This window comes from Sedimentisphaera cyanobacteriorum (assembly GCF_001997385.1).
GTDB classification, from domain to species: domain Bacteria; phylum Planctomycetota; class Phycisphaerae; order Sedimentisphaerales; family Sedimentisphaeraceae; genus Sedimentisphaera; species Sedimentisphaera cyanobacteriorum.
In genome coordinates, this window is sequence record NZ_CP019633.1 from 2240336 (window position 1) to 2263058 (window position 22723).

Sequence of the window (22723 nt, forward strand, 5' to 3'; positions counted from 1 at the left end):
GAGCCTTTAATAAAAGGTGTCGGGTTTACCACGCACAGCCCGGAAGCGCTTATGGCTGCTCGGTTCCCCGCCTGACCAGGTTCACGTCCCGAAGCTTGCATGGGACCCGACACAAATGAACGACTCATTATACACTAAATCTGTTTAAATTTCAACCGCCATCAAAAATAAATTACAAATCCCCGCATACTTTGCCTCTACCCTGTTCAGTAAATCTCTGTATGACAGAGTTTTATAAACGCAATTCTGCTCAAATTTCTGCTTGCTACAGCGGTCTGAATGCTTGCTTAACGGCCTCGCCAATATAATAGACTCCTCCAAAACAATAATTAAGGTTGACAAAGTTGAACGTTCGAATAAATTTGTCCGGACGACCAAACTAATTCGAGGTAAAAAATGAGATACTCTACAAGCAAATTAACAGTACAAAATCTTATCAATTCCGCAGGCGAACTTGCGGCAAGGGTAGGCTTCCCGAATGTAACCACAAGGGGCATTGCAAGGCTTTCGGGAGAGAACATTGGAACGATACACTACCACTTCGGAAGCAAGGACAAGCTGCTTGAGGCGGTTGTGCATGAGGTGATCGAAAAGAAAAGACACCTCCTTCGAAATGTACTCAAAGAGGGAGGCGAGCTGGAGACAAAGGATTCTCAGGCCAAGATGATACGCAAGCTTGTAAGAAGAAACATAGACAATATGTTTCGAAGCGAGAATCCCGTATGGCATTCAAGAGCGGTATTTCAGGTACTCCAAACCGAATGGCGTTTGAAGGATATCGTCCAGAGGGAAATGATAGACCCCGAGCTGACTGCTCTTAAGGCATTTTTCAAGAAGGTAAAGCCCTCTCTTACCGACGAGAAGGCCTTTCAGCATGCCCTGCTTATGGGAATACCTGTTTATTTCCACGCTGATTACAGCAAATCAATCAAGGACAAGCTTGGTAAAGACGAGTATTCAGAAGAATATTTGAACTATCTTGAAGATGTTATTACATACCAGACCCAGTGCGCAATGGGTCTTCCTTCCGATAAATAAAAAACCTAACTTGGGGAAAAAATGAAGGCAAAGTATATATTAGTAACAATTCTGGTATCTGCGGCAGTGCTTTTTGCTCAGGAAATCCGTAATGTGGAGCTTGCAGAAGTTCAGAAGCTGGAATTGGACACGGGGAACAGTTATCCGGGCACAGTAAAACCCTGCGAGAACACGAGGCTCTCTTTCAGGGTTTCCGGGCCTCTTGTGAAGGTGGAGGCTGCCCCGGGAGACAGGTTAAAAAAGGGCGAGCTGCTTATGCAGATAGACCCCAGAGACTACAAAGACAGCATTAACGAATTAGAAGCAAATTTGGAACGGGCAAAGGCAGAAAAAAACAAGGCAAAGCTCGATTACGACAGGGCGAAAAGACTGTTTTCCCAAAACGTGATACCAAAGGCAGATTACGATGCCGCCAAAAGCGCTTATGATATTGCAGAGGCCTCTATCCGGAGTACGCAGGCTCAGCTCCAAATCGCAAGGCATAAGCTTGAGGATGCCTCGCTTACCGCCCCATACGACGGGGTAATCACAGAGCAGTTCGCAGAGAATCACGAGATGATTCAGAAGGGGCAGGTGGTTATGGCTATGCAGGATATCTCGAAGCTTGAGGTGGATATCAACGTTCCGGAGAATGAGATTGTAAACTATGAGCTCGAAAGGGGCAAAGAGGCGAGCGTTAAATTTCCCGCTTTCGGCGAAAAGCTCTTCAGCGCATCGCTTTCAGAATGGAACACGTCTGCTTCGAACAGGACAAGAACGTATCAGCTCACCTTCATACTCGATCCAGAGGGCAGCCAGCTTCTTCCTGGAATGACAGCTGAGCTGAGCCTGAGAACAAACTCGCAGACAGGCAAAACTTTAGTCCCTGCCGGCGCGGTTGTAAGCCTCGGGGATAACAGAAGCGCAGTTTGGATTTACAGCGAAGAAAACGGAAAAGCCTCCAAGAAAGAGGTTCAGTCCGGAAGGCTCTACGGATCATCTAAAGTGGTAATAGAAAGCGGCCTTAAAGGCGGCGAGATTATCGTAACAAAAGGAGCTGATTTTATTACAGAAGACACAGAGCTTCGCAATACCAAATCCGCAGATAACACTGACAGTTCAGCCCGCTCGGAGGTAAGATGAATTTAGCAGCATTCGCCCTTCGCAGAAGAACAGTTATGGTGGTGCTGATTATCCTCTTCACAGGCGCAGGGATCCTCTCATATCAGCGGATCGGGCGTCTTGAAGACCCTACCTTCACAATAAAGACTGCTCTTGTATCAACGCTTTACCCCGGCGCTTCGCCTTCGGAAGTGGAGCAGGAGGTAACAGACGTGATAGAAGAGGCGATTCAGGAGATGGGAGAAGTAAAGGAGATTTACTCCACCAGCCGAGAGGGGCTCTCGGTGGTGTATGTTGATATGAAAGACACCTACACCCATGAGCAGCTCCCGCAGATATGGGATGAGCTGCGAAAAAAAATTGCAGACTCACAGCCCGAGCTCCCGCCCGGGGCAGGACATTCGGTAGTAAATGATGATTTCGGCGATGTTTACGGCCTGTTTTTCGCAATCACAGGCGAAGACAAAACATACGCTGAGCTGAAGGATTATGCAGACCAGCTGAAAACAGAGCTGCTTCTGTGCAGGGATGTTGCAAAGATTGAATTCTGGGGGACACAGCAGGAAGTTCTCTATGCAGAGTTCGACAGGGCAAAGCTCTCAGAACTCGGGATAACCCCCGAGCAGATATACGGCACTCTTCAGTCGCAGAATCTCGTTGAAAGAAGCGGGAAGGTGGAAATCGACGGGGAGTATGTACGAATAACGCCGACGGGAGAATTTCAGAGCGTTGAGGCGATTGAGGATCTTCTCATAGGCGGAGCCGAAAGTCTCGTTAAGCTTTCGGATATCTGCGAGGTAAAACGCGGATACATCGACCCGCCAGGAAATATGATGCGTTTCAACGGAGAGAAGGCTATTGGATTCGGGATATCCACCGTTGACGGCGGGAACGTTGTTAATATGGGCAAGGCCGTTGCGGAAAAATTAAAGGCCCTCAAATCCGAACGCCCCGAAGGAATCGAGCTTCACAGAATATACTACCAGAGCAAAATCGTAAACGAAGCGGTGAACACATTCCTGCTGAATCTTGCTGAGGCTGTAGCGATTGTAATCATTCTTCTGATGATTTTCATGGGCTGGCAGAGCGGCCTTCTGATAGGCGTGATACTGCTGATGACAATTCTCTGCACATTTCTCGGGATGTATTTGATGGATATAGACCTTCAGAAGATCTCGCTGGGTGCTTTGATTCTCTCTCTCGGTATGCTCGTGGATAATGCAATCGTTGTAGCAGACGGCATTCTCGTGAAGGTTGAAAAAGGCGAGAGGCGTGAAGAGGCTGCAGTTGATATGGTGCGTACTGCCGGCATGCCGCTTCTCGGGGCAACCCTTGTGGCAATACTCGCATTTACCGCTATCGGATTTGCCCCGGGCAGCGTGGGAGAATTCTGCAGGAGCCTTTTTTATGTAATGGCGCTTTCGCTTTCGATAAGCTGGGTGCTTGCTGTTACAGCTACACCGCTTTTCTGCATCTGGTTTCTTAGAATTCCAAACACTGAGGAAGGCTTCGATCCATACAGCAGGCCGATGTACAGAAGGTACAGACGTTTACTACATGCCGCGATAAAGTATCGCTGGCTTACTCTGGCCGCTGCAGGACTTGCCCTTGCAGGCGGTCTGTATTTTATGGGTAAAGTTTCTCAATCTTTCTTTCCGGATTCCACAAAGCCCTACTTCTACGTAAACTTCTGGAAACCTGAGGGAACTCACATTAATCGGACTTCCGAAGATATGCGTGTTATTGAGAAATACATATCCACAATAGACGGGGTTGAAAATGTAAGCACATTTGCAGGTGAGGGAACTCTGAGATTCATCCTTTCTTACGAATATCAAACCCCAAACTCAAGCTACGGCCAGCTTCTTGTGGAAGTGGATGACTACAAGAAAATTGACCGGCTTAAGGAAGAGGTGAAGAAGTATCTGGTGGATAATTTTCCGAATGCTGATCCGATGGTGCAGAAAATCGGGACAGGCCCGACAGTTCCCTATAAGATAGAAGCCAGATTCCGCGGGAAAGACCCGAAAGTCCTCCACAGGCTTGCGGACAAGGCAGTTGAAGTGATGCGGGAGAGCGCAGGAGCAAAAAATATCCGTAAAGACTGGCGTCAGAGGGTGCAGGTGATAAGGCCTGAATTTTCGGAAAATCAGGCACACCGCATCGGTGTGAGCAGGAGCGATCTGGCCAGCTCTCTGCAGTGGAACTTCAACGGGCTTAGAGTGGGGCTGTACCGCGAGAGGGATGAGCTTATCCCGATCCTCTCCAGACCTCCAGAAGACCAGAGAGTTTCAGCGGAGAATATAGAAAAGGTTCAGGTATGGAGCTCCACTGCCAAAAGCTATTTCCCGATAAGGCAGGTGGTAACTGAGATTAAGCCGGAATGGGAATGGCCTATTATCGAGCGATTCAACAGGCAGAAAAGCGTAAAAGCCCAGTGCAATGCTTCGGGCAACACTGAAGCCCTCAGGCAGGAGATTGCAGAGAAAATAGAAGCGATCGAACTGCCCCCGGGTTACAGCCTTGAATGGGAAGGCGAATACGACAGCACGCAAGAGGCCCAGAACCCGCTCAAAAAGGCGTTTCCGCTTTGTATGCTCGGAATGTTTGTGATCGTGGTTTGGATCTTCAACTCGGTTAGAAAGCCGCTGATTATATTTCTAACTATACCGCTTTCGGTTATAGGGATAGGTACAGGGCTGTATCTGATGAATGTGCCGTTTGGCTTTATGGCGATTCTCGGCTTTCTCGGGCTTTCAGGAATGCTCATCAAGAACGCAATCGTCCTTATTGATCAGATAGAGATAGACCTCAACTCAGGCAAAGAGCCCTACAAAGCTGTGCTGGATTCTTCTGTAAGCCGTTTCAGACCCGTGATAATGGCAGCCGGAACTACAATTCTCGGAATGGCACCGCTCGTGCCTCAGCCGCTGTATTCAGGTATGGCAGCGACTATAATGAGCGGGCTTTTCGCCGCTACATTCCTGACGCTTATCCTTGTGCCAGTGCAGTACTGCATATTCTACAGAATAAAGACTGATGAAAGTAAACTGTAATTGACAGGTAATATTATGAAAATAAAAATCTCAGCAATTGTGATTCTAACAGCCTCGCTCTTTGCGGGAGAGGCAGATTTTGAGCTTCCGGCAGGCAGCCTCACCATCGAAAAGGCCTGCAAAATCGCCTTGGAGAATAACCCTCAGATTGATGCAGCCCTTGAGAGAATCAAGGCTGCTGAGGCAATCGTTAAGCAGGCAAAGGCCTCAAACTACCCCTCCGTAAAGGGCGGGGCGGGATATCAGGCTCTCAATTCAGCCGAAGAGCCCGGCTGGGCTCCATACACCCATCAGCGTGAGGCCTTCAATGAAAAATCACTGAGCCTTGAAGCAAGCTTTCTCCTGTTCGACGGATTCGGCAGGAAGGCCTCAATACTTGAATCGAAAAGCTATTCCAAGAGTCAGTCTCAAAAGCTCTACGATACAAAGAGGCTGTTGCTTGAGGCTGTGAGCTCGGCTTTTTTCAGAGCCCAGCTTGCTGTTGAGAATATGGTGATTGCAAGGCAGAACAGAAACTTCAACAAACTGCTTGAAGAAGATGCTGAGAAAAAATTAGCCGCACAAACCATAGCCGCTTCCGAGGCGATGAATTTCTCAGTGAAGGCGCTCAAGGCTGAAACAGATTTTCTGCAGGCGAAGAAGAATTTCAGAGTGATAGCGGCTGCCCTGGCTGAACTGCTTGCTGTACCGGGTTCTGAGCTGCCCGAAAAGATGTACCCCATTCGTTCAGGAAAAGAAGTGAAATCAAAAAAGCTCAATACCGAAAAGCTTATAGCTGAGTCTTTAAGATCAAGGCCGGATCTTGAGGCGATTGATTATCAGATCGAGGCAGGCAGGCAGAATATCAAAAAACAAAAATCTGAGTTTGCACCTGAGATAGCACTTGTGGCGGGAGTGGATTATTCAAAGACAAACGCCGGCGACTACGATCAGGATGAATACACCTCCTACATCGGAGTGAATGCAGTATGGCAGCTTTATACAGGCGGCGCAAGAACGGGCAGAGTGAATCAGGCACGCTCTGAGCTCAGCCGGCTAAAACAGCAGAAAACCCTCAAGGTGCTCTCGATTCAGTCTTCTGTGAGGCAGGCAGCGGAAACGGCCGAGATAAATTATCAAACCTGCCTTCGAAACAAAAAGATATATGAGCTCACAAAAAAGATTAGAGATGATGTGGAAAAGAGCTACAAAGCAGGGGCAGTTTCTCTTACGAGGCTCAATGAGGCGCAGACCGATATGGTGAATGCTGCTGGCGCTTTAGAGGCATCAAAGATTCAGTACAGAATATCGCTTGTCGAGCTGAGCTCTCAAACAGGAGAGATCCTAAAGCAGTTTGAATAATTATTCCTTCAGGCGGCTGCTTCGGGAGAGCCGGCCGGCCGGTATAAAGATTGGTATCCCGTCTCGGCTGGCCTTTATGGTTTCAACCTGATAGCTGTTTCTGATGTTTTCTTCTGTGAAGAGGTTTTCAGGCGAATCAATCTTTATCCCGCCCCAGCCGTCGAACATAAGCGAATAGTCTGCATACTGAATCGCAAGGTTTATATCGTGCATTATCACCGCTATGGTTTTGTCCTCCTCAACCTGAAGCCGCTTGAGGATATCAAAAATTCCCACCTGATGGCGCATATCAAGAAAGCTTGTGGGCTCGTCCAGCAGGAGAACGGGCGTCTTTCTCGCAAGAGCTCGGGCTATGAACACCCTCTGCCTCTCGCCCCCGCTTATCTTGTCGAGCGGGCGGTTTACAAGGTGGTTGGTTTCGGTGATCTCGAGCATATGCATAGCAACATCTCTGTCTTCAGGCGATTCAAAGCCGAATCGATCGAAACTGCTTGTTCTGCCCATCAGAACTGTCTCGAAAACGGTATATCCGAAAGCAGGCACATACTCCTGCGGGACATACGCTATCCTGCCGGCTATTTGCTCAACCCTCTTTCCCGAAAGGCTTTCGCCCCCGCAGAAGAAACAGCCCTCAGCGGGCGTAAGAAAACCCATAATCAGCTTCATCAAAGTGCTTTTGCCTGACCCGTTCGGGCCGGTTATGCTCATAAAGCCCCCTGCGGGCAGGGCAAAGCTGAGGCTGTCTATAATATTCCAGCTGCCGTAGTAAAAGCTGATGTTTTCTGCTTTCAGTTCCATCTTTTCCTTTGATGAGCTGTAAGTTTAATCTGCCTTGCCAAGCCTGATTTTAACGCTCTTGGCATGCGCATCGAGACCCTCAATCTCAGCAAGGCGGATTATATCATCCGCCCCCTCGCTCAGCATCTTTTCTGAAAAATCTATAATGCTCGAGGATTTCACAAAATCATTGCTTGAAAGCGGCGAGAAGTATTTGGAGCTCTGACGTGTTGGCAGTGTGTGGCTCGGGCCGGCAAAATAATCGCCCGCTGCTACGGGGCTGTATGGGCCAACGAAAATTGCCCCTGCGTTTTGGATTTTTTCTGCAATCTCCCTGCTCCTCCGGCCAAACTGCACCTCGAGATGCTCAGCTGCAAAGTTGTTCGCAAAATCTATAACGGCCTTCTCATCCTCCACCACCACAACAGCGCTGTATTTCTCAAGGCATTCGGCTGTTTCGCTGCTTCTCGAGAGCCTGCTGCACTGAGCCTCAACCTCACTTACAACCTCTCTGGCAAGGCTCTCGCTGTAAGTTACAACGATTCCCGCTCCCGGATTGTGCTCTGCCTGGCTGAGCATATCAGCAGCTATCCAGCTGGGATTTGCATTCTCATCTGCCATAATCAAAACATCGCTAGGGCCGGCAAACGAATCCATATCCACAAGCCCGAAAACCTCCTTTTTTGCAAGCTGCACGTAATCATTGCCCGGACCGGCAATCTTATCCACCTTCGGTATGGTTTCAGTGCCCCAGGCAAGCGCCGCCACAGCCTGAGCCCCGCCAATACGGTAAACCTCGCTGATTCCAAGCTCCCAGCAGAGCCCGAGGATTACCGGATGAATCGAACCCTCGAACCTCGGCGGCGAGATTACAGCTATCTGCTCCACCCCCGCTGCAATAGCTGGAACTGCTGTCATTATTACTGTGGAAGGAAGCGGAGCGCTTGCGCCCGGGATGCAAAGCCCCGCCCGCTTGAGCGGGGTGTATTTAACTGTCCCTTCCTGCGAGCAGCTGCCAACAAAAATGCGGCTCTGATAATCACGAACGTTCTCTATGCTCCGACGCATACTATGCAGAAGAGACTCGGGCAGATGCTCATGCGAAACGTGCATCGCCTCCTCAGACACGCGAAGCTCCGAGGGCTCGAAACGTATATTATCAAACCGCTCGGTATATTCGCATACCGCTTTATCGCCCCGTCTGCCAACATCCATAACCACATCACGCACCCGTCCCGCGATGTCCTGATTGTGAAGGAGGTATTCGGTCATTGAATGCTCTCTTCGAAGCCTTGCGAGCTTATCATCAAAATCGCTGTCTTTCCAGCTTGTAAGTATGCTGCTGAAGTTATACATAATTATCTACTCCCACTGTATTTTCTTTTACTTGTCAACTGGCGGGTAAAATACACCGATTATAACAAACGGATTCGGCGCAATCTTGTGAAACATTACCAAACCTCAATGCCCGTACACGGGGATTTTTAATTTGTCAGCCATGGCGAGTGTTTCGGGCTTATCGATTATGAATGTCTTGCCCGCTTCTACTACCACGCATCCTGCTTTGTTTGTCTTCAGGGATTTTATGGTATCCGCCCCGATGCATGGCACATCAAATCTCATATCCTGCCCGGGTTTTGCGGTTTTTATCAGTGTCCAGCCTCCGCTGCGGCAGAATTTGCCCGCCCGGTCAATCATCTCGGCCGTGCCTTCTATCGCCTCCACAGCTATCACCTCTTTGTTCTTCACGGCGATCGCCTGCCCCACATCAAACTCCCCGAGCTTTTTGACGATATTCCAGCCGTATTCGATATCGCCCATCATCCTGTCGCCAGGCTTTGTTCGGGTCATAACGCCGCTATCTGCGAGATGTTCTCTGCTGTATTGTGTGGAATCTATCAAGGTAATCCCTCCGGTTTGAAGTTCATCGGCAATTGCACTCAAAACTGTATCATCCTGCCAGTCTGAGCGGAGAATTTTGGCAGTGATTCTCAGCACGCGCCAGTCCGGCAGGTACGAAAGCACAAGGTTTAGTATCCCCGCTTTGTGAAGGTCTGCCTTGGCCACTCTGCCAACCATTATCGTTTCTCTGGCCCCGAATCGCCTGAGCCATTTTATCCAAGCCCCGAGCCTGCTTATCGGGACAGGCCTGTAAAAATCGCAAAAATCCGCAAGCTCCGGTTCGGCATTGCCCGCAATAGCCACGCAGGCCGTCTTTTTGCCTGCTTTGCTAATACCCTCGGCTACATTGAAAGGAAGCCTTCCCTGCCCCGCAATCAGTCCTACAACAGATTCATCTGGCAAGCTGCCTGCCAACTTTACTCCTCCCTGCCGGCCTCGAGGGCTTTTATTCGTTTCTCAAGCTGCCTTATCTGTTTGCGCATCTTTGGCACTTTTGGAAGCGAGACATACATTCTCTTTGCTTCGTTTTCTTCTAATGCCGGCTGACCTATAACTCGTTTGCCGTCCGGAATATCGTCCATTATTGCAGATTTCCCGCCAACCATAACTTGATTGCCAACTTTAATATGCCCAACTACCGCAGACTGACCGCCTAAAACGCAGTACTGCCCGAGCTCGGCCGTGCCGGCAATCCCAACCTGAGGGACAAGCATACACCCGCGTCCGATTCGAGCGCCATGGCCGATAACCACGCAGTCGCCGATTTTTGCGCAGTCGCCGATTGTCGTATCCCTCAGCGAACCACGCTCTACAGCTGAGTTCGCTCCTATTTCCACATCATCACCGAGGATGACGCTTTTGATATGCGGGATCTTGTGGTGGAAGCCGTCATTCTCAGCGAACCCGAAGCCGTCCTGCCCTACAGAGCAGTTCGATTGCAGGATTACCCGGCTGCCTATCCGGCATTCCTCAAAGACAACAGCGTTCGGGTAGAGGATGCAGCCTTCGCCCAGCTGTGTTTCCCTGCCCACAAACGCACCGGGATACAGCACGCAGCCCTCGCCTATGACGGCGTTTTCATCGATGAATACGTTTTCGTAAATCGTGCAGCCAGAGCCTATTTCCGCCGATTCGCTTATAAACGCTCTCTCGCTGATTGACGGGGCTCGGTGTTTTCTGTGGCCGAAAATAAACTCAACAATCCTGCAGAAGGCATAATATGGCGAACTGCATATAAGCTGAGCCCTTGCGTTTGTTTCCAATTCCTCCTCGAGGATAACTGCATCGGCCTTTGTATCTTTAAGAAATTTGAAATATTTTCTGTTCGAGAGGAACGTAACCGCACCCTCGCCCGCCTCCTGTATCGGAGCGGCTGTATGTATGATAGTTTCAGGATCGCCTCTTACCTCGCAGCCGAAACGGTCTGCAAGCTGCTGAACCGTATATTTTTGCATATAGCTTTTCCATAAATTAATTTTTGCAGTGCAAATAGTATATACTGTTTAACCAAATTTTCAAGCAATTCAGCGCACACTGCACCGCTCATTTTCGTGCAGCGTGGCAGGCCCGGCGGAGATATTAGCCTTAAAGCTCAGCTTTAAGCTTTGCCTTTTCGAATTCGGCAAAATCTTGAAAATTCACTGTTTCATCACTATTCAGATCAGCATTATAACAGTCATAATAAGTTGAACACACATCTCTGAGCCATTTAGCTGCCAAAAATTCAAGGTCATCCAAATTCAACTGCCCGTCATTATCTAAATCTGCCTGCGGGGCATAGATTTCAAATTCATAAATACTTGGCACAGTTTCGGCGCTGGTAAACAGCAGGCGAACTTTGTCAGATGATACAGGCTCGAAAATATCCGTCTTTTCAGAATTGATATATCCTCCTGTGAAAGCGTCTTTCCAGCCATTGTTATAATACTGAATTTTGTAACTCACGATCCGTTCTCTGAATTCCTTTATCACGGTCTTTCCAAATGTAATCTTCTCGGGGAATTCAAATAACAGCCAAGAATTGCTCACATCTCCAACTCCCGAGTTCCACCGGCTCTGGGAATCTCCGTCATTTACTTCTTCAGCCCCATAACCCACGCCCCAGCTGCTCGAGGCGCTTGCGACGGCTCCAAGTGCCAGATTTAATTTTGGCTCTGGCCTGACCGGCTTTGGGATTTCAGTTTTGGCAAATGCATCTATAACCAGCATATTACTGCTGCTTGACGGATTTTTCTGTTCGGAAACAAGCACTCCCGCATTGTGATAACCAAAGCTCAGGTCATCGGACACATACAAAAGAGTATGCATTTCTCTGTCCGGGTTATAACAGTCCACACTGTCAATTTTTTGCTGTCCGAGGTATATATCCGCTATGCCTCCGTCCGTTCTTTTAGACCCGAAAATTCTGAAACCTTGGCCGAGAAAGCTGAAGCTCATCATCTCTCCGATCTGATCATTATACACGGCACTGCCGCCGAAAAGCTCGCTGTTATTAAAAGAATTCCACCCCCAGCTGTAAACGCTCGAGGCCTTTTCATCCACCATCGACCATCTGCCGATTGGTTTTACAATCAAATTATCAAACTGGTTAAGATCAAAACTGCTTCCAAAACAGCACTGCCCGGCCTTTCGTCTTGAATCTTCTATCTCACAGATCTTCTTTGAATCGAGATAAGTTCTTATTTCGTCGTTGATAAACCGAATTTTCAGATTATGCCATTTACTGCCGTCAAACCCGCTAACACTGCCGCTTTCAATAACACTCTCATCAGCAGCCACGTCATCGTAAGTTATCTTCCAGTCGCCCTGTTTATTTATCACAAAACAGTACCCGCTCTTAACCTGATGATCGCCCTTCCTGCCTCCAATATAAACAAAACCATCTTCAATATAGATATCTGCGTTTAACTCGTAATCCCTCCAGCTCATCTCACCGAACAGCGACATTGCGGCTGAGGGATTCACCTGGGGCCACCATAAATAAGTCTCATTTACCTCCGGTACAATTTGCTCTAAACACAGCCCTTCTCTGTCTCCTTTGCACTCTGCTGTCTCAAATGTACCCTGCATATCCGATAAATACTTCGCTGTCGCTCCAATTTCGTAATTCTCAAAATCCTCACTGTAAGGCATAGGGAAGGTCTCGTAAGAAGGTACTTCGTGAGCGGGCTGTCCCTTTTGCTGTCCGGCAGTCGTGGTTATGGAATACATCGCATCAGCAGTTGTATTCAAAGTAAAGCTGCTGCCTGTTACTTTAATATCCTCAAGCTTTACAAAATAACTGCTTGAAGTTGTTCTCCAGACATGAACGGTATCAGCTGAAACCCCCGTCAAATTAAACTTTATCGTTTCAGGATTTTCGCTGTAAATTATAGTGCTCCAGTTATCAGAATCCGGGTCTTTCAAAGTGGCATAATTACCCGAACCCGATAAATATCCGCACGCATCATTAAGATATTTCCAGCCAACTTCGGTAAACTGAGTGTAATGCGCCACCCCCCACACTGCGGGGTATATTTCGTAGTGATTAGACCATGGCTGGTCTGCTTTAATAAGCCCTGATTTTGTCCAGTTAACACCTTCTGCGCACCCGTCAACAACGTTCCAAACCTGCATATTCGTTATTCTGCCCTTAATATAGAGCCTGTTCATACGCTCAACGATTCCTGTCGCTGCACCCCAGCTGCCGTGGCCTGCCGTATCTCCGCTGCTCCACAGTTTTTTGCCTGTGTCGATTATTTCCTTAGGAGGGTATGAACAAGGAGCATGGGGAGGTTTCTGGTCGATATTGTGTCCGCCGCAGGCATCGACAATTGATTCATACTCTGGATGAGATTCGAATACCTCGAATATTCTCCAAGCCCACCAGCCTCCATCCAGAAGCAGAATATTAAGGTCATAGCTGTTTCTGTTCATTGTAGGGATAAAGGTGTTTTTGCACCACTCAAGATTCTCTTCGATTTCCTCATAGGTACGTATTGTTTCTGTTTTTGTCGGCGTGATCCAGTCTAACTCCACTCCCCATTCATTTTTCGCCTCATCAAGAAACGCCGTAATATAATCAGCTGTATCCTGAGAAAACTGCTCGGTAAACCAATATGGAAAAGCAAAGAGCATACAATCAAATACAATATTGGGATTGCGGTCTTGAGCTTCTTTCATCAGCCAGAATTCATAACCTCGCGAAACAGGGTCGTTAAGTTCATCTCTGGTAATAGCATGGCTTGGTTCAGCACCGGAGGTAGAATTGAAACTCGAACCAATCTCCACACGGAAATGCTGAAGCGAAGCACCGAAATTGGGCTTAAAGAGCATATCGAGTATATCACTTCGACAGGGCTCCTCGTAATCAATCAAAAGCCGCGAATTTCCGCCCGAACTCCACGCACCCATGCCGTCAAAAGTCCTGCCCTCGCTGGATGAATTTACATTTACTGTGGCAGCTGTTAAAGAAACGCTTAGAAAAACTAATAAAGATGCTGCAGCTGCGCTGATATGTTTTATCATATTTCTTTTTCCACTTAAATTATTCTTCACTTTGCTCGGTAAAGATATTGATTCGCTTCTTGTTTTATAATTGTCTCTGGTAAGCACTGCGGAAGCTTCACTCTCAATCCCTGCGGGTTGTTGTTTCTATAGCTATCATTTAGAGCCATAAATCTGAGGCAATTTCATTCTGTATTTATGAACGCTCAGGCAGTATGGTTCTGCACGCTGAAACTACGAAGCGAAGCTCTTTATCAGCGATTCGAGCTTATCAGTATCAAGGCGTTTTTCGTGCAGCGGTTCCGGGCCGGCGGAGATATTCTCCTCGAAGCTCGGCTTCTGTGATTTATAGAATACACCAAGTGCAAGCTTGTCCGTCTTGCAGGCGAGGCTGAATGCCCTGTCTCTCTCAGAGGGGTCGTGGGTATCTTCTAAGCGGTAGGTGTTTTCCTTAAACCACTTATAGTTGTTCACCTTATTGAAGCTCGGGCAGGGCTGAAGCAGGTCAACAAGGGCGTAGCCATTATGCCTAACCGCCTGCTTTATTATATCCTTCGTAAGCTCTTTGTCTGTAATGCTCGTTCTTGCAGCGAAGCCCGCATCAAGCCCAATCGCCACGGCAAGCGGGTTGAACGGCTCAAGCACTACGCCGTTAATCTGAACGCCGGTTTTAAAGCCGGGCCGGCTTGTGGGGGAGGCCTGGCCTTTGGTAAGCCCGTAAACCATATTATCATGCACGATATTGGTGATATTCGGATTCCGGCGAATTGTATGGATAAAGTGGTTTCCGCCTTCGCCGTACATATCGCCGTCGCCGCTTTCAGCTATCACGGTAAGCGAGGGGCTGCTAACCTTTATCGCTGTAGCGGGGGAGAGAGCCCGTCCGTGCAGGCCGTTGAAGAAGTTGGCTTTGAGGTAATGCGGAATCTTTGCCGCCTGACCGATTCCCGAAACCATAACAAGCTGCTCGGGGGAAATCTCAAGCTCTGCAAGCGAATCCTTCAGCACGTCTAAAATCGAAAAGTTCCCGCACCCGGGGCACCACGCAATATCAATATTCCCCATATCAAATTTATCAGCATTCATTTCTCACCTCTTAAAACATCTCGTTAATCTTTTCTGAAAGCGCATCAGCCGCAAACGGCATCCCGTTGTATTTGAGGATCTTCTCATCCGGCTCAAAATCGAGCTGGAGCTTGAGCAGTTTGGCAAACTGCCCTGTGGCATTATTCTCCAAAACGGCCGTTTTCTTCGCTCTTTTCAGCTTTTCAATCGCCTTCTCGGGCACTGGATACACCTGACTGAAATGCAGCATTGCTGTATCGCTTCTGCCGGAAAGCTCAATCGCCTCTTTAACTATATTGTAATTCGAGCCCCAGCATACAATAATATTCTCGTAATCCTCCGCGCCAACAAGAGACGGCTGCACAGTTTCGGCCTTGGCGGCCTCAAGCTTCTTGAGGCGTTTATCGTTCATCTTTACCCTCAGCTCGAGATCTTCTGTTATCCTGCCCTGCTGGTCGTGTTCGTCGCTGTCCTGACAAACCAGCCCCTCTCCGAAACCGGGAACGCCTCTTGGGGAGATGCCGTTTTCAGTGAGCTTATAGCGGAGGTAGTCCTTATCGGTTTTTGTGATATAACTGCTTTTTTTCAGCCCCTCAAGGCTGAATGTTTCGGTGTTGTAGTATGAATCCATAAAGTACTGGTCTGTAAGGATTATCACCGGCACCTGATACTTATCTGCTGTATCGAAGGCCTTTTTCGCAAGGCTGAAGGCCTCGCTGAGCGTTCCCGGGGCAAGGATAATCCGCGGGAATTCGCCGTGGCCGGAGTATAGGGCGAGTTCGAGATCGCCCTGCTCGGTTCTGGTGGGAAGGCCTGTAGCAGGCCCCGGTCTCTGGGCAAGGTGCATCACAAGCGGGCTCTCCATCATCCCCGCAAGGCTCACGCCCTCGCTCATAAGGGCAAAGCCCCCGCCGGAGGTAGTGATCATCGCCCTCGCTCCGGCATACCACGCCCCTACAGCCATATTCACCGCTGCTATCTCGTCCTCGGCCTGCTCTGCTATCAGCCCAAGCCCTCCGCCATTCTGGGCGAGAAACGCGAGAACCGCCGTTGAGGGAGACATCGGATAAGACGATATAAAATTGCATCCGCCCGCAAGAGCTCCCAGCCCGACCGCCTGAGCCCCGTTCACAAGCATTCTGCCCTGAACATCCGGCTCGCCGGAAAGCTTAAGCCCTGCACCGAAATCCTCTGCGGGCTTTTCTGCCATCTCGAAGCCTTTTTGGAGTGCCTGCTGGTTTTTTTCGATTATCTCATCGGATTTGCCGCCGAAAAATCTCTCCAAGGGCTCTTTTACCTCCTCCGCAGGGATCCCCAGCAGCCTGAGCAATGCGCCCACAGCAACAGTGTTGGCATACACCTTTCCGCCGAGGTCTTTCGCTGCCTGCGAGAAGCCGGCCTCAAAGAAGCTGCCTGTATCCCCGAAGCCGGAAAGCACTTCCTTTTCGCCCATTATCACAGTCTCAGGTGAGATGCGTTTTGCGAGGTGGCCGCCTGCGCTTTTGTCCAGCGCCGCCAAAACGTCTATCCTGTTTATAAAGCCTCGCACAGGCTTCGACCCGACACGGATGAGCGTGGAATTTGTTCCGCCCCTGATGCGGGACATATACTCCTTAGTGGCAAATACATTCCAGCCCGAGGCCTTGAGAATTGATGTGAGAAGCTTCTCTACCGTTTGAATACCCTGACCTGCCTGACCGCACAAGACAATAGACACACCTGAGTTTTCACTGCGCAATGCGTTCATCTTTTCTCCCCTTTTCGCTTAAACTAACGCCCGCTGAAGAATAGACAAGCGGGCAAATAATATATTTCCTAACCATATATAGCATTATAAAGCCCTTTGTTCAAGAAAAATCAATTTCTAACTGGCAGATATAAGCGGAAATATTCTTCGCAGGCCTTCTTTGCTTCGTGGTTTAAACAAATCCCCTGCCCTAAAAATTGTGTTTTTTATTTACCACGAAGCCTCGAAACACACGAAGAGGATATTTTGTTGCTTTATTATTCACAGATGGCACAGATTTTATTTGGATTATACCACGAAAAAACGATATTTTATTGGAATTAGTGAAGATTAGCGGCAAGTGGCAAGTGGCGAGTGGCAAGCGGCAAGTGGCAAAATCATAAGCGAAAAATCTTTTCTAAAAGAATGCCTAGCGGGTCCGCCACGGCGAACTCCGCTGTAGTACGGGGGATGTTTAACATTGAGCCTGTCCGCCGCAGGCGGAGAGGTATCGGAGAAATGCAGATAAATGTTCGTTTCGTGAAATCGCAGCGAAGTTTATTATCCACAGATTCTCGCGGATGGCACAGATATTTTTTAATAATGTAAAGCATTGCAATAAAACAATTTATATCAAAATCCTTCGCGCCCTTCATGGTTTAAAAATACTCTGTCAATCCTGTAAAAAATCATAAAAATTTGACGAAATTTTTATTTCAGCCTCGGGAGAAGCGTTTTGCAAGGCATACAACAAATAGCGAGATGAGAAACGTTCCGCTGATCGCCTCGAACATCGCAACCGCCCTTGTGAATGTGTCTGTTGCGTTTGGATAAACATCGCCGAAACCGAGGGTTGTGAATGTGATAACGCTGAAATACATACTCTCGAAGAATGACGTTCCGTTCGGGGAATGCGGACACTCCAAATCGCCCACGCTGAAATAGAGCAATCCGCAGGTGATGATCACTGTTAGTGCAGCGTAAATCACCCTTACGGGCTTTTCGCCGTAGCCGAAGAGCAGATCTCCGAGCAGGTATTCGGGAAGGAGCTTGATGCCCTTTGCGAGCTTTGCTATCTTCTGATTCCTGTCGAGCTTGGCGAAGTTTTTGCCGTAGAACCGGCCTCTCATATTGCATTTTCGCTCTTCGTAGAAGCAGTCGCCTGCAAGTTTGTAGTAGCCGGCTTCATTTGCCGCCTGTTTTACGTAGCGCCAGAAGGTCTCCCCGTCGCCTGAGCATCGCCTTGCGAAGGTTATGTCGTAATGGGTGGGCAGGGATTTGCCCGTGGAATAAACGCCGCTGAAATCCGCTGCGCTGAAGAATACTGATTCCTTGAAGTTTCCGCCTTTGCTCAGCAGGGTGTTTATGAATCTTGCATCTTTCGAAAAGCGGGCGCGGTTGAAAAGGGCGTAGCCGTGGAATTCAACGGTTCTGAACATCGCCTGAGCTCCGAATTTGCAGTCTGTAAAAGCTGCCACGCTGTGAAATTTGCAGCCGTCGAAGCCTGCTCTGCCGTGAAAAACGCTGTCGGCAAAGCGGGTCTGACCATTAAATACGGACATATTGAATACCGCATCCTGCTTGAAAACAATCCGCATAAGGCCTTCATCATCCCATTCCGGTGCAAAAAATACGTTCCCCTCAAACGTGCATTCATTCATAATAATCTTCTGAGTAAATGTGATTATTCTGCACTGATCTTTTACGGATGTTTGGAGGCGGGAAGTGTCGAATTTCTCCTCTTTATCAAAGAATCGGTCAACTTCCAGATCGCCGGAAACCGTGCATCTGAGAAGGCTGATATCCTGCCCGTCCGCGAGGGCCTGCAAAACCTGCGAGGCTGTAAGACGCTGATGTTCTCTTCTGAATTCCATAACTGTATTTGAATGTATTTGCAATGAAAATTCAACAAATTAATTTAAATAATCTGTTAAACCAAAGGCCTCGGGACACCTTATCCTGCAGAATGTTTTATCGCAGCGTTTGCTTATTTGCCGAAATGCCTTACAAGCCTGTTGTACTGGCTTTTGGTTATTGTAATCATACATCCATGACGGACTTTTTCGGGCAGGGAGTATTTGTCCCAGTTTTTGTGGTCGGTGTAGCCGGAGATCTGATGCCACGGCCCATCCATCGAATCAGCCACTGAAAGCCCGTATGAAACGCCCGGATACTGCTCGTAGTATAGATACCAAGCTGTACCGTCCGGCGAGGGGATTAGCGTTGGCGCCTCGCGGAAATTCGGGCTTATCGGCTCGGAGGGCTTAGAATACGGCCCGAGCATCGATTTTGAGCTGCATATTCGGATGGTTTTGCCGGTAGGCCAGTCGAGGGTGGGATAGCGTTCGTCTTTGATGATTGCGTAATACCGCCCGTTAATCCTGCGCACGATGGTGTCGATTGTGGCCATATCCCAAGAATTGAACAGCCTGCGCGGCGGCGAATCGAACTCTTTGAGGTCTTCAGAGAGAAGATACAGCGTTCGCTGGCTCGCCCAATACGGCTCGGGCAGGCTCGGATCTACGCCTCTGTGCGGTGTGTGCCAAGTGAGAAGGTACTGCTGGGAAGGTTTGTCGTAGTAAAGCTTCGGGGCTCCGATACGCTGCATTGCCTTCTCGTAGTTGGGGGTTTCTTCGAGGTTCGGATCGAGCCTGCTGTAAAACTCCCAGTCGATCAGGTTATCTGACACCCAGAAGTTGATATCCGGCGAGGGGTCGCTTTCATTGCCCACAATATAATAGCGTCCGTCGCGGCCCTTGCATATATCGGCGTGGCCGTGGTAGGGCTCGTAAACGCGCTTGCCGTCGTTGAGCAGCTCCCAGTTCAGCCCGTCGGTGCTTACGGAATAATAAAGCTCCCCGTAGTCCCCGTGCATCATATGGGCGAAAAGATACGCCTCGTTTACCGGCTTCTCGCCAGGGGCAGTCTGCCCGGGCGGGTCCGGCAGAGCAAACGCAAATACAGGGAAAAGCAGAAGTATAAATAAAGCCGCAGTTTTGCAGTTCATAAAAACGCCTTTCATAAAAGCTGGTGTAAGTAGCCGCTTAAGAAATATAAATCTTAAGTTTTTTAATCAATGGACACGATTATAGCAAACTTGAATTTTAATTTGAAGCGCAACGCTTTGCTAATTTAATCAGCCCGCCTGAGGCGGGCTGGAGTTTATCGCTTTAGGCAAACCTGGGAATTTCATAGGCAAGGCGGTTTTTAGGCCGCCTTTTCCCAAGTTTGACAGTTGCAGCGCTCGGGTTGCTCTCCAGCATAGCCCTATCCCCTGCAGCAGCGATTTAATTATAACAGCAGAGCAAGCATAGAAAAGTAAAAAAAAGAGTGCCCATTACGGGTGTTTCCGATAGAATGTTTTTTACGAAAAATACTCTATTTAAGGAACCGCAATGGGCTACAAACATCTTAACATCAATGAAAGAGAATGCATACTAAAAATGCAGGCAAAAGGAAAAAAATTATCTCAGATTGCCGAATATCTCGGCAGAAACAAGGGCACGATAAGTCGAGAATTGAGTCGCAATGTCTCTTCAACTGGGGATTACAAACCGCACCTTGCCCTTGGATATTACAACAAACGCAGAGTCGCATCCAAACGCCCTTATCGCTTGGAGCAGAACGGCCGATTGTGCCGGCTTGTAATCAATAAACTTGAACAATATCACTCGCCCGAGCAGATATCCGCTCGCCTTAAAATTGATTATCCCTACGAGCAGGAAATGCGCGTAAGTCATTTAACCATATATAGTTGGATAAAGAGAGATAAAGCTGCCGGCGGCGATTATTATAAGTATTTGAGGCAAGGACATCGTAAAAGGAGAAAGAAACACGGCAGCAGCGACAAACGTGGCCGGATACCGGAGAGAGCTCCGATCAGTGAACGTCCGGCTGTTGTTGATAAACGCAGCCGCATTGGCGACTGGGAAGGTGATACCGTAAGCGGCAAGGGGCACAGTTCGTTTGTTGCCACCCATGTAGAGCGGAAAACCCGCTACCTGCTGGTCGGTAAAATGGATGACAAGAGTGCAGCCAGTATGAACGTTACTACCAAGAGAATATTCAGGAAAATTCCTAAGTTCAAACGAAAGACACTAACGGTTGATAACGGCAAGGAATTTGGCGGATTTAAGGAGATGGAAAGAATGGTCGGTCTATGCTGCTACTTTGCTGATCCGTACAGCTCATATCAGCGTGGTACGAACGAAAATACCAACGGACTGCTGCGTCAGTTTTTTCCAAAAGGTACTGATTTTAAGAAAGTAAGCAAAGCAGAAATTGACAAAGCCGTATCCTTAATCAATAATAGGCCAAGGAAATGCTTAAACTATCGGACACCAAATGAGATGCTCTGGAGCGGATAAAAATGTTGCGCTTCAGATTTTATTCTAAGAAATTTTGAGTTCTCAACAATTTCTTTTTTTATTTGTTCGTTTATGTTTTTAGCTGTTCGATATTCTTTAGAGGTGCCTCCACGGGTTGAGGGGTTTATTTTTTGCTTAAGACTTTGGTCAACTTGATCTTCTAAACGTTTTACAAACTGTGAATTACCTGCATCTCTAACAGCAGGAATCAACACAACATCAACCTTCTTTTTAAGTTCTTCTAATAAATCATAAGCATGCTCGTTTGCTTTTTCGTTTTGTTTAGGTTCTCCATAGTTTAGCCTTAGTTTATTAGCTGATTTTAAATAAGATAATCTGATTTTAGCTTTTCCGTCCTTATTGCAGCCGTATTTCTTAAACTTTCTTTTGTCGTAGACCTTAATTATCAATGAAAATCTTCTCGCTTTATGATGACTCTCATTCGCAGGCTTCCAAAAAGCTTTTTCTTCAACATTGAGTTGTCTTTTACTTAACAATAACTCTTTGTCAGTATTGTTAAAAAGGTGTTCTAGCATTTTAAGAACAGATGATTTGCCCTCGTTATTTTCACCAACCAATAAAGTAAATTTATGAAAATATAAAGTAGTATTGGTATAGTTTCTTAAGTTTTGAACCTTGCAGCCTAAAATTTCTATATCATTCATATAAAGTCCTTTTTTAGTTCGATTTCTGGAAATGCAAAAAGAAATCTACAAAATCTACTCATTTTTTGTAACCTTGACGAGCATTTCGAGTTCTTCGGGGTGGTGTGAGTATGCCTTTGCGCTGGAAACGCCGATATGTTCTTCATTTATGAGTCTTGCCAGAGACATATTGTAGCTGTGCATCCCGTCGCTTCCGTCTTTTATCACATCCGAGAGCTGCGATTCCTTCTCCTCATCCCTTAGATACTGCCTCACCGAGGGGGTATTCACAAACACCTCGGTCGCTGGTATCACGCCGAAGCCTTTCTTTTCCGAGGGCAGGAGCATCTGGTTCATAATAGCGAGCAGGTTGTAGCTGAGGTTGAGCCTCACGGCATCGTGCTCTGCTTCGGTGAAGAAGTTGAGGATTCTGCTGAATGTCCAAGCTGCTGTTGCCGTATGCAGAGAAGTGAGTACGAGGTGTCCCGTTTCGGCTGCCATAATAGCCGCATGCACTGTTTCAGCGTCCCGCATTTCGCCAATCATAATTACGTTTGGGTCTTCCCTCAGCACAGCTCGAAGTGCCTGAGCGTAGTCCTTGAAATCCAAGCCGAGCTCTCTTTGGTGGATAAGCCCCTTTGTATTGCGGAACACATACTCCACCGGATCTTCGATTGTAACGATGTGTTTCTCGGGGTATCTGCCGAGATAGCCCACCATTGCGGCGAGAGTTGAGGATTTACCGCTGCCAGTTTCCCCGCCAACAATCACAATCCCCTTCTGCTCGGGATTCTCCATCACTTTTTGGTAGATTGGGGGGAGGTTGAGGTCTTCAAATGAGGGAATCTTATAGCTGATTCTTCGCATAGCAGCGGCTGGTTTGCCCATGGATGTGTACACCTGCATACGGTATCTTATGGGTTTGCCGTCGTATTCGGTTTCGTAGGAATAGTCAACAGAGCCGTTTTCCTCAAGCAGTTTCTGGCAGCGCTGCTTTTGGCTCTCCTTCAGAGTCTGATCCATAATGCTTCGAACAGTTTTTTCGCTCAAGATAGACTCCTCACCTCCCATAGCGTGCAGAGATCCGTTGATGCGGAGCCGCAGTTTCCTGCCTGCGCTCAAATGAATATCGGAAGAATTGTACTTCTCGGCCGCCGCTATTATGCTGTCCAGCATAGACATATTGTTCTCCTGTATTAAACCATACACAAATCGAATTAT

At 48.0% G+C, this 22723-nt stretch carries 16 protein-coding genes and 1 other RNA gene; 5 read left to right on the forward strand and 12 right to left on the reverse strand.

Translation table 11 applies throughout. The annotated features are described in order from the left end of the window. Positions 1 to 14 precede the first annotated feature (14 nt). An RNA gene (gene ffs / locus L21SP3_RS09070) (signal recognition particle sRNA small type) lies at positions 15 to 112 on the reverse strand. A 284-nt stretch (positions 113 to 396) separates the two neighbouring features. Between ffs and L21SP3_RS09075 the strand changes: the two genes are divergently transcribed. Genes L21SP3_RS09075 through L21SP3_RS09090 form a run of 4 tightly spaced genes read left to right on the forward strand, consistent with a single transcriptional unit; the run spans position 397 to position 6536 of the window. Continuing rightward, positions 397 to 1038 (forward strand): TetR/AcrR family transcriptional regulator, encoded by a 642-nt coding sequence (locus L21SP3_RS09075; RefSeq protein ID WP_077540796.1) that lies wholly within the window; start codon positions 397 to 399, stop codon positions 1036 to 1038. Positions 1039 to 1059: 21 nt separating this feature from the next. Beyond that, a complete protein-coding gene (locus L21SP3_RS09080; protein WP_077540797.1) occupies positions 1060 to 2160 on the forward strand; it encodes an efflux RND transporter periplasmic adaptor subunit in 1101 nt (366 codons plus the stop codon). Next, positions 2157 to 5195 (forward strand): efflux RND transporter permease subunit, encoded by a 3039-nt coding sequence (locus tag L21SP3_RS09085; protein ID WP_077540798.1) that lies wholly within the window; start codon positions 2157 to 2159, stop codon positions 5193 to 5195. The genes L21SP3_RS09080 and L21SP3_RS09085 overlap by 4 nt, the downstream gene beginning before the upstream one ends. A gap of 15 nt (positions 5196 to 5210) precedes the next feature. Then, positions 5211 to 6536: a TolC family protein gene (locus tag L21SP3_RS09090; RefSeq protein ID WP_077540800.1), complete on the forward strand. Its 1326-nt coding sequence runs from the start codon at positions 5211 to 5213 to the stop codon at positions 6534 to 6536. Here L21SP3_RS09090 and L21SP3_RS09095 read toward each other — a convergent pair whose 3' ends face one another. The 9 genes from L21SP3_RS09095 to L21SP3_RS09140 all read right to left on the reverse strand — a co-directional run bounded on the left by L21SP3_RS09095 (position 6537) and on the right by L21SP3_RS09140 (position 19498). Beyond that, entirely contained in the window at positions 6537 to 7334 is a 798-nt protein-coding gene (locus tag L21SP3_RS09095; protein ID WP_077540802.1) for an ABC transporter ATP-binding protein, read from the reverse strand. It abuts the gene before it with no gap. Between the two features lie 24 nt (positions 7335 to 7358). Beyond that, positions 7359 to 8669: a histidinol dehydrogenase gene (hisD, locus tag L21SP3_RS09100; RefSeq protein WP_077540804.1), complete on the reverse strand. Its 1311-nt coding sequence runs from the start codon at positions 8667 to 8669 to the stop codon at positions 7359 to 7361. Positions 8670 to 8774: 105 nt separating this feature from the next. After that, positions 8775 to 9629: an LpxI family protein gene (locus L21SP3_RS09105; protein ID WP_077540806.1), complete on the reverse strand. Its 855-nt coding sequence runs from the start codon at positions 9627 to 9629 to the stop codon at positions 8775 to 8777. A 2-nt stretch (positions 9630 to 9631) separates the two neighbouring features. Continuing rightward, positions 9632 to 10669: a UDP-3-O-(3-hydroxymyristoyl)glucosamine N-acyltransferase gene (gene lpxD, locus L21SP3_RS09110; RefSeq protein WP_077540808.1), complete on the reverse strand. Its 1038-nt coding sequence runs from the start codon at positions 10667 to 10669 to the stop codon at positions 9632 to 9634. A gap of 130 nt (positions 10670 to 10799) precedes the next feature. Next, positions 10800 to 13721: a discoidin domain-containing protein gene (locus tag L21SP3_RS09115; protein ID WP_123785176.1), complete on the reverse strand. Its 2922-nt coding sequence runs from the start codon at positions 13719 to 13721 to the stop codon at positions 10800 to 10802. 213 nt (positions 13722 to 13934) lie between these two features. After that, on the reverse strand, positions 13935 to 14786 hold the full coding sequence (locus L21SP3_RS09120; RefSeq protein ID WP_077540813.1) for a thiamine pyrophosphate-dependent enzyme: 852 nt from the start codon (positions 14784 to 14786) through the stop codon (positions 13935 to 13937). A 10-nt stretch (positions 14787 to 14796) separates the two neighbouring features. After that, a complete protein-coding gene (locus L21SP3_RS09125; protein ID WP_077540815.1) occupies positions 14797 to 16512 on the reverse strand; it encodes a 2-oxoacid:acceptor oxidoreductase subunit alpha in 1716 nt (571 codons plus the stop codon). A 695-nt stretch (positions 16513 to 17207) separates the two neighbouring features. Further along, the gene (locus L21SP3_RS09135; RefSeq protein WP_077540819.1) at positions 17208 to 18365 is read right to left on the reverse strand and encodes a potassium channel family protein; all 1158 of its coding nucleotides are present in this window, start codon (positions 18363 to 18365) and stop codon (positions 17208 to 17210) included. A gap of 113 nt (positions 18366 to 18478) precedes the next feature. Next, complete coding sequence (locus L21SP3_RS09140) at positions 18479 to 19498, reverse strand: glycoside hydrolase family protein (RefSeq protein WP_077541923.1); 1020 nt, start codon at positions 19496 to 19498, stop codon at positions 18479 to 18481. Between the two features lie 388 nt (positions 19499 to 19886). Between L21SP3_RS09140 and L21SP3_RS09145 the strand changes: the two genes are divergently transcribed. After that, on the forward strand, positions 19887 to 20858 hold the full coding sequence (locus L21SP3_RS09145) for an IS30 family transposase (RefSeq protein ID WP_077540821.1): 972 nt from the start codon (positions 19887 to 19889) through the stop codon (positions 20856 to 20858). Here the strand turns inward: L21SP3_RS09145 and L21SP3_RS09150 are convergent. Both L21SP3_RS09150 and L21SP3_RS09155 read right to left on the reverse strand, forming a co-directional pair. Continuing rightward, positions 20822 to 21523, reverse strand: a complete 702-nt coding sequence (locus tag L21SP3_RS09150; RefSeq protein WP_077540823.1) for an AAA family ATPase — start codon at positions 21521 to 21523, stop codon at positions 20822 to 20824. The genes L21SP3_RS09145 and L21SP3_RS09150 overlap by 37 nt on opposite strands. A gap of 54 nt (positions 21524 to 21577) precedes the next feature. Next, positions 21578 to 22684 (reverse strand): type IV pilus twitching motility protein PilT, encoded by a 1107-nt coding sequence (locus L21SP3_RS09155; protein WP_077540825.1) that lies wholly within the window; start codon positions 22682 to 22684, stop codon positions 21578 to 21580. Positions 22685 to 22723: the final 39 nt, after the last annotated feature.